11 protein-coding genes and 1 pseudogene are annotated in these 12,927 nt (G+C 69.3%); 2 read left to right on the top strand and 10 right to left on the bottom strand.

Annotation, left to right across the window (positions count from 1 at the left end):
* Positions 1-31: 31 nt before the first annotated feature.
* The 3 genes from BM004_RS32105 to BM004_RS32095 all read right to left on the bottom strand — a co-directional run bounded on the left by BM004_RS32105 (position 32) and on the right by BM004_RS32095 (position 3,628).
* Complete coding sequence (locus BM004_RS32105; protein ID WP_093219454.1) at positions 32-1,627, bottom strand: N-acyl-D-amino-acid deacylase family protein; 1,596 nt, start codon at positions 1,625-1,627, stop codon at positions 32-34.
* Positions 1,628-1,775: 148 nt separating this feature from the next.
* On the bottom strand, positions 1,776-3,164 hold the full coding sequence (locus BM004_RS32100) for a tetratricopeptide repeat protein (RefSeq protein ID WP_093219451.1): 1,389 nt from the start codon (positions 3,162-3,164) through the stop codon (positions 1,776-1,778).
* A 65-nt stretch (positions 3,165-3,229) separates the two neighbouring features.
* Positions 3,230-3,628, bottom strand: a complete 399-nt coding sequence (locus BM004_RS32095) for a tautomerase family protein (protein ID WP_093132479.1) — start codon at positions 3,626-3,628, stop codon at positions 3,230-3,232.
* A 111-nt stretch (positions 3,629-3,739) separates the two neighbouring features.
* Between BM004_RS32095 and BM004_RS32090 the strand changes: the two genes are divergently transcribed.
* Positions 3,740-4,603 (top strand): LysR substrate-binding domain-containing protein, encoded by an 864-nt coding sequence (locus tag BM004_RS32090; RefSeq protein WP_093219448.1) that lies wholly within the window; start codon positions 3,740-3,742, stop codon positions 4,601-4,603.
* Between the two features lie 68 nt (positions 4,604-4,671).
* Positions 4,672-5,298, top strand: a complete 627-nt coding sequence (locus tag BM004_RS32085) for a YitT family protein (RefSeq protein WP_093219446.1) — start codon at positions 4,672-4,674, stop codon at positions 5,296-5,298.
* A 58-nt stretch (positions 5,299-5,356) separates the two neighbouring features.
* Here BM004_RS32085 and BM004_RS32080 read toward each other — a convergent pair whose 3' ends face one another.
* The 7 genes and pseudogenes from BM004_RS32080 to BM004_RS40950 form a co-directional block, all read right to left on the bottom strand.
* On the bottom strand, positions 5,357-6,751 hold the full coding sequence (locus tag BM004_RS32080; protein WP_093219443.1) for an amidase: 1,395 nt from the start codon (positions 6,749-6,751) through the stop codon (positions 5,357-5,359).
* The gene (locus BM004_RS32075; RefSeq protein ID WP_093219441.1) at positions 6,742-8,229 is read right to left on the bottom strand and encodes an ABC transporter substrate-binding protein; all 1,488 of its coding nucleotides are present in this window, start codon (positions 8,227-8,229) and stop codon (positions 6,742-6,744) included. Before BM004_RS32075 ends, BM004_RS32080 begins: the two co-directional genes overlap by 10 nt.
* Positions 8,230-8,481: 252 nt before the next feature.
* Positions 8,482-9,975 (bottom strand): ABC transporter substrate-binding protein, encoded by a 1,494-nt coding sequence (locus BM004_RS32070; RefSeq protein WP_093132489.1) that lies wholly within the window; start codon positions 9,973-9,975, stop codon positions 8,482-8,484.
* Positions 9,976-10,095: 120 nt separating this feature from the next.
* Positions 10,096-10,926 (bottom strand): ATP-binding cassette domain-containing protein, encoded by an 831-nt coding sequence (locus BM004_RS32065; RefSeq protein WP_093219438.1) that lies wholly within the window; start codon positions 10,924-10,926, stop codon positions 10,096-10,098.
* Positions 10,923-11,912 (bottom strand): ABC transporter ATP-binding protein, encoded by a 990-nt coding sequence (locus BM004_RS32060; RefSeq protein ID WP_093219436.1) that lies wholly within the window; start codon positions 11,910-11,912, stop codon positions 10,923-10,925. Before BM004_RS32060 ends, BM004_RS32065 begins: the two co-directional genes overlap by 4 nt.
* 5 nt (positions 11,913-11,917) lie before the next feature.
* A complete protein-coding gene (locus BM004_RS32055; RefSeq protein ID WP_093219433.1) occupies positions 11,918-12,793 on the bottom strand; it encodes an ABC transporter permease in 876 nt (291 codons plus the stop codon).
* A pseudogene (locus BM004_RS40950) lies at positions 12,790-12,927 on the bottom strand (ABC transporter permease); the annotation flags it as partial. The pseudogene BM004_RS40950 and the gene BM004_RS32055, both read right to left, overlap by 4 nt.

Below are 12,927 nucleotides of genomic sequence, written 5' to 3'. Positions count from 1 at the left end.
GGCCTCAGCTGCCTCGGCTGCTTGCGTTGGTTCAGCCGCAGCTGCCCGCCTTCGGCGTGCGCAGCAGCGGCTGGCCCGCGCCCACGCCCGTGGGCTTGCCGCCGTCGAGCGCGAGCTGGCCGTTCACCAGCACCGTCACCACGCCTTCGGACAGCAGCGCCGGCTGCGTGTAGGTGGCCTTGGCCGCGTAGCGCGCCGGGTCGAACACCACCACGTCGGCGTAGTAGCCCGGGCGCAGGTGGCCGCGCTGCTTCAGGCCCAGCGTGTCGGCGGTGAGCGACGAGCTGCTGCGGATGAACTGCGCCATCGAGATCGTGTGCTCCTTCACCACGTATTGGTCGTACTTGCGCGCGAAGGTGCCGTAGGCGCGCGGGTGGCCCTGCGACGAGTCGGAAGAGGTCATGACCCAGGGCCGCTTCATGAACGCGCGCACGTCGTCGTCGCTCTGGTTGAACGAGGCGATCATCAGGTCGCCGTCGCGCAGCACCGCCAGCGCGGCGTCCACCGGGTCGGCGTTCGACGCCTTGGCCACGTCGGCCAGCGTCTTGCCCACGTAGGTCGTGCTGCCGGCCGAGAACAGGATGGCCTCGGGCCCGCCGCGCAGGCGCAGGTTCTCGCGCATGTCCTTGCGCAGGCGCTCCTGCACGGCCGTGTCGTCGAAGCGCTGCAGCATCGCCGCGCGCCCGCCCTCGTTGGCCCAAGGCGGCACCAGCGCGGCCGAGAAGCGCGTGCTCGATGCGGTCCAGGGGTAGTGGTCGGCCGTGATGTCGAGGCCGCGCGCGCGTTCTTTCTCGATGCGCCGGATGATGTCGCCGCTCTGGCCCTGCACGGCGATGCCCAGCGCCTTGATGTGCGCCACGTGCACCGGCAGCCCGGCTTCATGGCCGATGCGGATCACCTCGTCGATCGAGCCCTTCAGGCCGATGTTGTACATCGACTCGTCGCGGATGTGGCTGTCGTACAGGCCGCCGTGGCGCGCGGCCACCTTCGCGAGTTCGATGACTTCCTCGGTCTTCGAGAAATTCTGCGGCGTGTAGAAGAGCCCGGTCGACAGGCCCAGCGCGCCTTCGCACATGCCCTGGCTCACGCGCCGCTTCATCGCTTCGAGCTGCTCGGCGGACGGCGCGCGGTTGGCCTCGCCCAGCTCGCTCATGCGCACCGGGCCGAAGCCCACGTACATGGCCACGTTGGTGCCCACCGGCGTGGCGCGCAGTTTCTGCGTCTGCGCCGCGATGTCGAAGCCGCCGAAGCCGTCGTTGCCGATCACCGCGGTGGTCACGCCCTGCGTGATGAACGGAATGTTCAGGCGCTTCTTCGGGTCGCTGGAATGCAGGTCGGCATCGGCATGCGTGTGCGCGTCGATGAAGCCCGGCGCTACCACCATGCCCCTGGCGTCGATGACCCGCCTGGCGCTGAACTGCGCCGGTGCCGCCTTGCCCGCGAACACGATGCGGTCGCCCACGATGCCGACGTCGCCCACCACGGGCGTGTCCGAATCGCCGGTGTAGACGGTGCCGCCGCGCAGCAGCAGGTCGAGCGCAACGGGTGCGTCGCCGGCGGCATGCAAGGCGGGTGTGAAGGGGGCGAGGGCCGCGAGAACGGCCAGCGAGACGAGGGACTTGTGCATGGGAAGGAAGACCCGTGAAGGCGCCGTGTCGGAAGGGAGCGGCCAGTTTAGGAGCCGCTTCCGCACGGTCGTTAATTCCTTTTGCACCATGCCCCATGACCTGAAGGCATGGGCCGCAGAGGCCGATCCCGGCCAGCTTCAGTCGGCATCAGCCGCGTGTCGCAGTGCCTCCGGCGAGCTGCCCGAGCCCGAGCCGCGCATACACGGCAGCCGCCTGCCGGCGCAGGCGCAGCGACTCCGGCTGGCCGTTGAGCTGCTGCTGCAGGATGCCCTGCGCGCCGGCCAGCGACGCCTCGGTGCCGGTGCGCGCGAGCGCATCGAGGTAGACCTGCTCGAACAGGTCGCGCTGCGCATGGCTGCCGCCGATCTCGATCATGCGCGGCAGCGCCACGCCCAGCCCTTCCACGGCCGCGGCGAGGTCGCCGCGCGCATGCGCCACCAGCCCGTGAGCCGCCGGCACGCACACGCGCTGCCACGCGGCGCGCGTCGACGCCGGCGCGTGGGGCGCGAAGGCCTCGATGTTGCGCAGCAGCGCGTCGGCCTCGGGCCGGCCGGCGCGCGCGAGGCCGTAGAGGTACTGCAGGTCGAGAAAGGGCAGCACGTGGTCGGCCTGGCGCTGCAGCAGGTACTGCGCCACGTCGTCCCAGCGCCGGCCCACGTCGATGCCCGCGAGCTCCAGCCGCGCGAGCAGCGAGACCGCGCCGATCTGGTCCTGCGAGTAGTCCTTCACCACGCCCCAGGCGTGCTCGTCGTACACCGCGAGCGCCTCGGCGTCGCGCCCCAGGTCGATGAGGAACAGCGCCACATGCCACCAGTTGTGCGTGACCATGAACGAGTTGAGCCCGATCCACGTGTCGCTCACGCTTTGCATGAAGGCCAGCCCTTCGGCGAGCCGGCCTTCGGTGAGCATCACGTGCGCCAGCGCGTGGTGCGCCCACGGCTCCTTGCGGCACATGGCGACGGCGCAGCGCGCGCTGGCCTCGGCCTCGCGCATCAGGTGGCACTGCTCGTAGCCGAAGGCCGCCATGCCGTGCACATAGGGCACGTCGGCGGCGTGCGGCAGCACGGCCAGTGCGAGGCGCAGCATGCCGGGGCAGTCGCCGGTGTTGAAGCAGTGGTACTGGCCGAGCTTGACCGACACCAGGTCGCGCGGATGTTCGCGCGCCTGCTCGGCGTGCAGCGCAATGGCGCGCGCGATGTCGCCGTCGGCCCAGGCCTCGATGGCCGCGATGTAGCGCTGCTCGCGCGGCGTGGCGCGTGCGGCGCCCGTACGGGCCTTCTCAAGAAACGGCCGCGCGTTGGCCACGGCCTCGCGCGACTCGGCGAACAGGTGCAGCGTGGCGCAATAGGCCTGCACGATGGGGCTCGCATCGGTGGCGGCCACCGCGAGCAGGTTGACCGCGCGCGCCTCGGTCGAGACGAAGCCCATGACGAAATCGTCGACCAGCACCAGGCTGGCGGGGTCGTCGAGGGTGAGCGGATTGCCGAGGCTGTCGGCGGCGTGCGGGGTGTTGTTCGAAGGGGTTCCGGCGGGCATGGCGCATGGTGCCATGCCCCCGGCGTTGCTTCAACGGCGCCGATCACAAGCCGATCGGAGGCCGGTCAGACCCCGGCCTGCTGGTGGCGGTACTCCTGCGTCTTGCCGCCGTAGCCGTACGCAGCGCCGCGCGCGTCGATCACGTGGATGTACGACACCTCGTGCAGGTCCGGCCGGATCCTGGCCATGGCCGCATGCACCTCGCGCAGGTAGCGCGCCTTCTCGGCCTTGGTGTTGGTCTCGTCGGTGATGCTGATGTCCAGGTGAAAGGCCGACTTGCCGAGCGAGGCCAGCGTCTGCCCGCCGATGAACCAGGCGTCGGCGGCGATGTACTGCACGGTGATGGCGATCACCGGCAGCTGCTTGCCGAGCACGCTCTGCGTGAGTTCGGCGACCGTGTCGACGGTCTTGCGGGTGAGGGCGGCGTCGGGTTGGCCGGAGAGGTGGACGACGATGTGGGGCATGGCGGACTCCTGGGTGAATGAGTGGTCGATGGGGTGATTGTGGGAACTCGCTGGTCATCGGAAAAGCGGGAAGATATGATGGATTCCATCGGATTAACGGATGGATGCGCCATGCAAGGTTTCGATCTGGAGCAGCTGCGCACGCTGGCCGCGGTGGTCGATGCGGGCAGCCTCACGGCCGCCGCGCCGCGTGTCTTCCTGTCGCAGTCGTCGGTGAGCGAGCAGATCCGCAAGCTGGAAGAGCGCGCCGGCCAGTCGCTGCTCACGCGCAGCAAGGCGGGCGTGTCGCCCACCGAGGCGGGCCTGCGGCTGCTGGGCTATGCCCGGCGCATCCTGGCGATGAGCGACGAGGCGTTTCGCGACCTGCACGGCGAAACGCTGGAGGGCGAGCTGCACCTGGCCGTCACCGACTATTTCCGGCCCGGCGACCTCACGCAGCTGCTGGCACGACTGGGCGAGAGCTATCCGCGGGTGCGGCTGCACGTGAGCATCCTGAAGAGCGACGCGATGCGCGCGGCCTATGCGCAGGGCGAGTTCGATGTCGGGCTGGCGATGAACATCGCGGGCGTGTCCGCCGCCGAGCCGCGGGCGTCCGCGGTGATCCGCCGCGAGTCGCTGGCCTGGCTCGGCGCGGCCGGCATGAAGGTGGTGCGCGGGGAACCCGTGCGGCTGCTGGTGTTGCCCGACACATGTTCGCTGCACCAGTTCACCGTGGCCCTGCTGCGGCGCCGGCGCGTGCCGTACGTGCTGGCGCACGTGGCCTCGGGCGTGGCGGGGCTGCAGTCGGCGCTGGCCGCGGGGCTGGGCGTGGCCTGTCTCAACGAGTCGGCCATCAGCGACGGCGTGGCGCGGCTGGCCACGCCGCACGGGCTGCCGGCCTTGCCGCGCGTGGCGTTCCAGTTCATGCCGGGGCGCCGGGGGGAAACGGCCTTCGTCACGCGGGCGCGCGAGATGCTGGCCACGCAGCTGGGATGATTTCCGAGGGAAAGAGGCGAAGAAGCGAAGAGGGGGCGGGGTGGCGCGGGATTTGCGTCTGCCATGCCATGGACGCGCCACCTCCCACGACCCCGCAGAACCTGCTGCGCCATTCGCACTTCGACGACGCGCAGGCGATCTTCTCGGGCACGCTCTTCGTCGCCATCGCCATGATGCTGTTCGGCCAGGCGGGCCTGCTCACGGGCGGCACGGCGGGCATCGCGTTCCTGCTGCACTACGCCACGGGCATGAGCTTCGGCAAGCTGTTCTTCCTGGTCAACCTGCCGTTCTACTGGTTCGCATGGCGCCACATGGGGCGCGCGTTCACCGTCAAGACCTTCTCGGCGATCGCGCTGCTGTCGGTCATGACCGACTGGGCGCCGCGCTACCTGTCGATCGGCCTGCTGCACCCGGCCTTCGCGGCCGTGCTCGGCGGGCTGATGCTGGGCACGGGCTGCCTGTTTCTCGCGCGTCACCGCGCGAGCCTGGGCGGCGCAACGGTGCTGACGCTCTACCTGCAGGAAAAGCGCGGCTGGCCGGCCGGCAAGGTGCAGATCGCCATCGACTGCACGGTGGTGCTGCTCGCGCTGTTCGTGATTCCGCCGCAGCGCGTGGGCTGGTCGGTGATGGCGGCGGTGGTGATGGGGCTCTTTCTCTGGATCAACCACAAGCCGGGGCGGTACGCGGCGACCTGAGTTCGGGGCGTGTGCACAGGGCCCGCCGTGGGCGGGATCGCGCCCTGAACGACGCGTTCTAGGCCGGCACGGGCCAGGGCCGTTGCGGCTCCCGGATCTGCTCGAACGCACGCGCCACGCGCAGCACGCCCAGGTCGTCGAAACGCTGCCCTGCGATCTGCAGCCCGATCGGCAGGCCCGACGCCGAGTACCCGCAGTTCACCGAAGCGGCAGGCTGCTCCGACATGTTGAACGGCACCGTGAACCCGATGTGCTCCAGCGCTCGCAACGGATCGTTGGTGGGCGAGGGCGCCTCCGCGGCCGCCGGCATGTTCGGCGACACGGGCGAAATCACGTAGTCATAGCGCGCGCATGCCGCCACCGTGGTCACGCGCGTGGTGTGGAACTGGCTGAAGCTGCGAAACACATGCTCGCCGCTGAACTCGGCCGCGCTCTCCGCCCATTCGCGGATGTACGGCAGCACCTTCGCGCGCTGGTCCGCGCGCAGGCCCTTCATGTCCACCAGCGAGCGCATGCGCCAGAGCTGGTCCATGCCGTCGAGCATGGCTTGCGACATGAACGGCTGCATCGGTTCGATGACCGCGCCGGCCTTCTCGAGCAGCCGCGCGGCGTCTTCCACCGCGGCCTGGATCTCGGGCTCGACGGCCAGGCCGCAGCCCGCGTCGAGCAGCAGCCCGATGCGCACGCCGCGCAGGTGGTCGGGCGACACGTCGAAGCCGGCCCAGTCGATGTCCTGCGGCGGCAGGTTCATGCTGTCGCGCGCGTCGGGCTTGGACAGCGCCTGCATCAGCAGCGCCGCATCGCCCACGGTGCGCGTCATCGGCCCGGCCGCGCGGCCCATGTAGGGCGGATCGATCGGAACGCGCCCCAGGCTCGGCTTCAGCGTGAACACGCCGCACCAGCTCGCGGGCAGGCGCAGCGAACCGCCGATGTCGGTGCCCAGGTGCAGCGGGCCGTAGCCTGCCGCCGTTGCGGCGCCGGCACCCGCGCTGGAGCCGCCCGGCGTCAGCCGCAGGTCCCAGGGGTTGCGCGCCAGCGTATGAAAGCTCGAGAGGCCCGACGACAACATGCCGTAGTCGGGCATGGTCGTCTTGCTGACGATGACCGCGCCGGCTTCCCTCAGGCGCGCGGCCGGCGGCGCGTCGGCCGTGGCGGGCCGCAGGTCGACCGCGGCGGTGCCGGCGGGCATCGGGTCGCCGCGCGTGGCGATGTTTTCCTTGATCGTCGCCGGCACGCCGTCGAGCGGGCCGAGTGCATCGCCACGCTGCCAGCGTGCCTGCGATGCGCGCGCCTGGTCGAGCGCGGCTTCGGGGCGGAACAGCCAGGTCGCCTGCAGGTGCGGCTCCCAGCGTTCGATCTGCGCGATGACCGCCTGCGTGACCTCCACCGGCGAGAGCTTGCGGTCGCGGTAGGCGGCGGCAAGCTCCTGCGCGGAAAGGTCGTTCAACCCCACGACAGGGCCGACAGGTCGTTCACGAAGATCGGGTTTTCCTTCCAGATGCCCTTGACGTTCTTCTTCGCCACGGTCGGGAACTGCGGCTGGTAAAGGAAGCCGTTGGCCGCGTCGGTGGCCAGCATCTTCTGCGCGTCGCCCAGCAGCTTGTTGCGCTCGGCGGCGTTGCCGGTGCTCTTGATCTTGTCGAACAGCGTGTCGAAGGCCTTCGACTGGTAGCCCCAGTAGTAGTCCGACTTGGCGTAGTTGCCGAGGTCGAAGGGCTCCACGTGCGACACGATCGACAGGTCGTAGTCCTTGTTGCCGTAGGTGCCGCTGAGCCACTGCGCCCACTCGACGTTCTGCACCTTCACCACGATGCCGATCTTGGCGAGCTGGGCCACGATCACCTCGCCGCCCTGGCGCGCGTACGGCGGCGGGGGCAGGGTCATCTTGAGTTCGAGCGGCGTCTTCACGCCGGCCTCGGCCAGCAGCTTCTTGGCCTTCTCGATGTCGAAGGGGTTGATGCCCGTGGTGTCGACATAGCCCGCCGCGCCCGGCACGTAGTGGCTGCCGATGGGCACGCCGAAGCCGTCGGCCGCGCCTTCGATGATGGCCTTGCGGTCGATGGCCGCGAGGATGGCGCGGCGCACGCGCACGTCGTCCAGCGGCTTCTTCCTGTTGTTGATCGACAGGATGGTCTTGGCGCGCGAACCGGCCAGGATCACCTGGAACTGCGGGTTCATCTTGAACTGCGGCACCACGCGCGTGCCGATGCGCGCGAACACGTCGACGTCGCCCGACAGCATGGCCGCGGCCTGCGCGGCCGTGTCGGAGATGAAGCGGAAGGTGACCTTGTTGATCTTGGCGGTGGCGGGGCTGCGAAAGCCCTCCCACTTGCTCAGCGTGAGCGAGGAGCCCTTGGCCCATGCGTCGAGCTTGTAGGGGCCGGTGCCGACCGGCTTGTTGGCGTTGGTGTCGGCGCTCTTGGGCTCGACGATCACGGCCGTGGCCTGGCCCAGCACGAAGGGCAGGTCGGGGTCGATCTCCTTGTTGATGACGACCACCGTGTAGTCGTCCACCGCCTGGGTGCTGAGGTTGGCGAAGGTGCGCTTGTCCTTGTTGGTGCTCTTCTCGCCGCCGGCGCGGTCGAACGAGAACTTGACGGTGGCCGCGTTGAAGGGCTCGCCGTTCTGGAACTTCACGCCGCGCCTGAGCTTGAAGGTGTAGGTCTTCAGGTCGGGCGAGACTTCCCAGCTCTCGGCCAGCAGCGGCGTGACGCTGCCGTCGGCATTGATCTTGGTGAGCGTTTCCAGGATGTTGTACTGCACCACCTCGGCGATGGCGGCGGCGGCGCCCGAGGTCGGGTCCAGGCCCGGCGGTTCGAGCGCCATGCCGATCACGATGGCGTCCTTCCTGCCCTGCGCCATGCCGGCGAGCGGGGTGGCCAGCGCAACGGTGGCGCCGGCGGTGGTGAGGAGGGTGCGGCGGTTCAACATACGTGTGATCTCCGGAAAAACGGGCCTGGGTCGAATGACTGCTTCGGCGCGCGCCATGCCCCGAAGGGAGGCGCAACGCCACGAAAGACTCGACACGCAGCACGAAAGATGCCACGTGCGCAGCCGGTCATTCTCTCGCAGCGCACCCGCCGCCGTGCGGCCCGCGGGGCGGTTTTTCCTCGGGACGTTCCCGTAGGGCGCGGCGCCGCGAGCGCTTGCTTCAGCTTCGGCTCGATCCCGTTCAGCCCTGGCTCAACCCCAGGACAGCGCCGCGATGTCGTTCACGAAGATCGGCGTGTCCTTCCACAGCCCGCGCAGGTTGCGCGAGGCCACCGTGATGAACTGCGGCTGGAACAGGAACACGTTGGCCGCGTCCTCCGCCAGCAGCCGCTGCGCGTCGCCGAGGTAGCGCAGCCGGTCGGCCGGACGCGCGGCGTTGCGCGCCTTGTCGAACACCTCGTTGAACTTTGCCGACTGGTAGCCCCAGTAGTACTCGGGCTTGGTGTAGTTGACGAGGTCGAAGGGCTCGACGTGCAGGATCAGCGAGAGGTCGTAGTTCTTGTTGCCGTAGGTGCCGCTGATCCACTGCGCCCACTCGACGTTCTGGATCTTCGCGACGATGCCGATCTTGGCCAGCTGCGCGGCAATGAGCTCGCCGCCCTGGCGCGCGTACGGCGGGGGCGGCAGCACCAGGTCGAGCTCGAGCGGTGTCTTCACGCCGGCCTCGGCCAGCAGCTTCTTCGCCTTCTCGATGTCGAAGGCATTGATGCCGGTGGTGTCGACGTAGCCCGGCGCGCCCGGCACGTAGTGGCTGCCGATGGCCACGCCGCGGCCGTCCACCGCGGCCTCGATCACGGCCTTGCGGTCGATGGCCGCGGCGATGGCGCGGCGCACGCGCACGTCGTCCAGCGGCTTGCGCTTGTTGTTGATGGCCAGGATGGTCTTGCCGCGCGAAGCGTTGAAGACGATCTGGAAGCGCTTGTCGTTCTGGAACTGCGACAGGCTGCGCGACACCGAGGCATGCGGGAACAGGTCGACGTCGTTCGACAGCAGCGCGGCGGTCTGTGCGGCGGGTTCCGAGATGAAGCGGAAGCTGGCCTTGCGGATCTGCACCGCGCCGGCATTGCGATACCCGTCCCACTTGGCCAGCACGATGCTCGAGCCCTTGGCCCAGGTGTCGAGCCGGTAGGGACCGGTGCCGACCGGCCTGGTGGCGTTGGTCTCGACCGTCTTGGGCTCGACCAGGATGGCGGAGGCCTGGCCCAGCAGGAACAGCAGGTCGGGCTCGATCTCCTTGTTGATCAGCACCACCGTGTGTTCGTCGACCACCTGCGTCGCGATGTTGGTGAAGGTGCGCTTGTCCTTGTTGGTGCTGTTGGCCGCGGCCGCGCGCTCGAACGAGAACTTCACGCTCTGCGCATTGAAGGGTTCGCCGTTCTGGAACTTCACGCCGCGCTTGAGCCTGAAGGTGCAGGTCTTCAGGTCGGGCGAGAGGTCCCAGCTTTCTGCCAGCAGCGGCGTGACGCTGCCGTCGGAGTTGATCTTGGTGAGCGTCTCGAAGACGGTGTAGAGCACCACCTCGGCGATCTCCGCACCGGCCTTGGCCGTGGGGTCCAGGCCCGTCGGCTCCAGCGTGAGGCCGATCACCAGCGCGTCCTTCTTTCGTTGCGCGAGCGCCAGCGTGGGCAGTGCCAGCGGTGTCAGGGCTGCGGCGCCGGTGGCGAGCAGGGTGCGTCTTTTGAGCATGAAGCGATGTCCTCCGAACAAGGGGCAAGCATCATCCGCGAGACCGGGGCGCGCGCGCAACCAGATGCTTATGACCCACTCATCCTAAGCATTGCAGCAAAGCGAGAAGACGCTTCGGTGTCAGGCGGGCAGCAGCGTGCCGCCGGCGGGCGTGCGCGGCACCGCCTCGAGCAGCGTGCGCGTGTACGGGTGCTGCGCATGCTGGAACAGCTCGGCGGGCGGCCCCTGCTCGACGATCTTTCCCTTCCACACCACGCAGACGTCGTCGCACAGGTGGTTGACCACCGCGAGGTCGTGGCTGATGAGCAGGTAGCTGATGCCGAACTGCTGCTGCAGGTCCTGCATGAGGTTGAGCACCTGGGCCTGCACCGACACGTCGAGCGCGCTCACGGGTTCGTCGGCGACGATGAGCTTGGGCCGCGTGATGAGCGCGCGCGCGATGGCGATGCGCTGCCTTTGGCCGCCCGAGAACTCGTGCGGATACTTGTCCAGGTCGGTGGTGCGCAGGCCGACGGCGGCGAGTGCCTCGGTGGCGCGCTCGCGCTGTTCGGCGCGGCTGGTCTCGGCCAGGGCTTCGAGCGGCTCGGCCACGATGCGTGCCACGGTCTGGCGCGGGTCGAGCGAGCCGTACGGGTCCTGGAACACCATCTGGAAATCGCGGCGCGCGGTGCGCAGCGCCGGCCTCGACAGCGTGTGCAGGTTGCGGCCTTCGAGCGAGACGGTGCCCGATGTCGGCACGTCGAGCGCCATCACCAGGCGCGCAATGGTCGACTTGCCCGAGCCCGATTCACCGACGATGCCCACGCTGCGGCCGGCCTCGACCTTGAAGCTCACGCCGTTGAGCGCCTTCACGGTCGGCGGAGGGCCGAAGAGTTTCTCCCGCGGCAGTGCGTAGTGGCGCACCAGGTCGGTGACCTGCAGCAACGGGGCGGCTGTGTTCGGTGCGCTCATGGTGCGACGGCCTCCTGCGCGGCGATGTCTTCGAGCCGGATGCAGCGCACCGCATGGCCGTGCGGCAGCATCGTGGCCAGCGGTTTCGTGGTCTTGCAGGCGTCGACGGTGTAGCTGCAGCGGCCCGCGAACGGGCAGCCTGCCGGCAGGTCGACCAGCTCGGGCACGCTGCCCTTGATGGTGGCCAGGCGCAGGCCGCGCGGCGCGCCGATGGCCGGGCGCGCGGCGAACAGGCCTTGCGTGTAGGGGTGGGCGCGGCGCGCGAACACGGCCTCGGTCGGGCCGCTCTCGACCACGCTGCCGCCGTACATCACGAGCATCCTGGAGACCGTCTGCGCGATCACGCCGAGGTCGTGCGAGATCAGGATCAGCGCCATGCCGCGCTCGGCCACGAGGCTCTGGATGAGTTCGAGGATCTGCTTCTGGATGGTGACGTCCAGCGCGGTGGTGGGCTCGTCGGCAATCAGCAGGTCGGGACCGCAGGCCAGCGCCATGGCGATGCCGATGCGCTGGCGCTGGCCGCCGGAGAACTGGTGCGGATACGCATCGAGGCGCGAGGCCGCATCGGGAATGCCCACGCGCTCGAGCAGCGCGAGCACTTCCTTGCGCGCGTCCGCCTTCGACAGGCCGCGGTGCAGCCGCAGCGGCTCGCCGACCTGGCGCACGATGGTGTGTACCGGGTTCAGCGCCGTCATCGGCTCCTGGAAGATCATGCCGATGCGGTTGCCGCGGATCCTGCACATCGACTTCTCGTCGCGGCCGACCAGTTCGGTGTCGTCGAACCTGATGCTGCCGCTGACCTTGGCGGTCGACGGCAGCAGGCCCATGAGCGACATCACGGTGATCGACTTGCCGCAGCCCGATTCGCCGACGATGCCCAGCGTTTCGCCGCGCTCGAGCGAGAACGAGATGCCGCGCACGGCCTCGGCGGGGCCGCGTTGCGTTTGAAGTTCGATGTGCAGGTCCTTGACCTGGAGCAGTGGCATCTGGGTTACCTCGCCCGGGCAAGTCGTGGATCGAGCAGGTCGCGCAGGCCGTCGCCCAGCAGGTTCAGGCCGAGCACCGCGAACGCGATGGCCATGCCGGGGAACACCGCGAGCAGGGGCGACTGGAACATCAGGGTCTGCGCCTCGCTGAGCATGCGGCCCCACGAGGGCTGCGGCGGTTGCGTGCCCAGGCCGAGGTAGGAGAGCGCGGCTTCCGCCAGGATGGCGATGGCGAAGCGGATGGTGATCTGCACGATCAGCACGGCCGAGATGTTCGGCAGCACGTGCTGCATGGTGATGGCGAAGCTGCCCTTGCCGCAGGCGCGCGCGGCGGCCACGTACTCGCGCGACCAGATCGCGTTGGCCGAGGCGCGCGTGATGCGCGCGAAGGTGGGAATGTTGTAAATGCCGATCGCGATGATCGCGTTGACGATGCCCGCGCCGAACACGGCCGTCAGCATGATCGCGCTGAGGATCGCGGGGAAGGCCAGCGAGAAGTCGGTGAGCCGCATGATGGCCTCCTCGACCCAGCCGCGCCGGGCGGCGGCCAGCAGGCCCAGCGCGGTGCCGACGATGAGGCCGATGCCCACCGCGATCACGCCCACCAGGATGGACGCGCGCGCGCCCACCAGCAGCAGCGAAGCCACGTCGCGCCCGTAGGTGTCGGTGCCCAGCCAGTGCGAGCCCGAGGGCGGCATGAGCTTGTGGGCCATGTCCATGTCGTAGGGCGACCATGGCGTCCATGCCAGCGAGACGCCGGCGGCCAGCAGCAGCAGAAGCGTCAGCACGCCGCCCAGCACGAAGCTGCGGTGCTGCAGGGCGCGGCGCCAGAAACCCGGCACCTTGAGCGCGGCGGCGCTCGGCACTGTCACGGTGCTCATATGTCGCTGGCCTTGATGCGCGGGTCGATCACGGCGTAGAGCACGTCGACCACGAAGTTCACGATGACCACCATGGCCGCGAGCAGCATCACGCAGTTGCGCACCACGATCAGGTCGCGGTTGCTGATGGCCTG

Source organism: Variovorax sp. OK212 (assembly GCF_900112425.1).
GTDB lineage: Bacteria > Pseudomonadota > Gammaproteobacteria > Burkholderiales > Burkholderiaceae_C > Variovorax.
Note: the sequence above shows the minus strand (reverse complement) of the source record. Positions and strands in the feature narration are given on the sequence as shown.

Bases quoted from the DNA above. Each gene is read 5' to 3' on its own strand.
- BM004_RS32105 (WP_093219454.1), bottom strand. From the start codon at position 1,627: ATGCACAAGTCCCTCGTCTCGCTGGCCGTTCTCGCGGCCCTCGCCCCC.
- BM004_RS32100 (WP_093219451.1), bottom strand. From the start codon at position 3,164: ATGCCCGCCGGAACCCCTTCGAACAACACCCCGCACGCCGCCGACAGC.
- BM004_RS32095 (WP_093132479.1), bottom strand. From the start codon at position 3,628: ATGCCCCACATCGTCGTCCACCTCTCCGGCCAACCCGACGCCGCCCTC.
- BM004_RS32090 (WP_093219448.1), top strand. From the start codon at position 3,740: ATGCAAGGTTTCGATCTGGAGCAGCTGCGCACGCTGGCCGCGGTGGTC.
- BM004_RS32085 (WP_093219446.1), top strand. From the start codon at position 4,672: ATGGACGCGCCACCTCCCACGACCCCGCAGAACCTGCTGCGCCATTCG.
- BM004_RS32075 (WP_093219441.1), bottom strand. From the start codon at position 8,229: ATGTTGAACCGCCGCACCCTCCTCACCACCGCCGGCGCCACCGTTGCG.
- BM004_RS32070 (WP_093132489.1), bottom strand. From the start codon at position 9,975: ATGCTCAAAAGACGCACCCTGCTCGCCACCGGCGCCGCAGCCCTGACA.
- BM004_RS32065 (WP_093219438.1), bottom strand. From the start codon at position 10,926: ATGAGCGCACCGAACACAGCCGCCCCGTTGCTGCAGGTCACCGACCTG.
- BM004_RS32060 (WP_093219436.1), bottom strand. From the start codon at position 11,912: ATGCCACTGCTCCAGGTCAAGGACCTGCACATCGAACTTCAAACGCAA.
- BM004_RS32055 (WP_093219433.1), bottom strand. From the start codon at position 12,793: ATGAGCACCGTGACAGTGCCGAGCGCCGCCGCGCTCAAGGTGCCGGGT.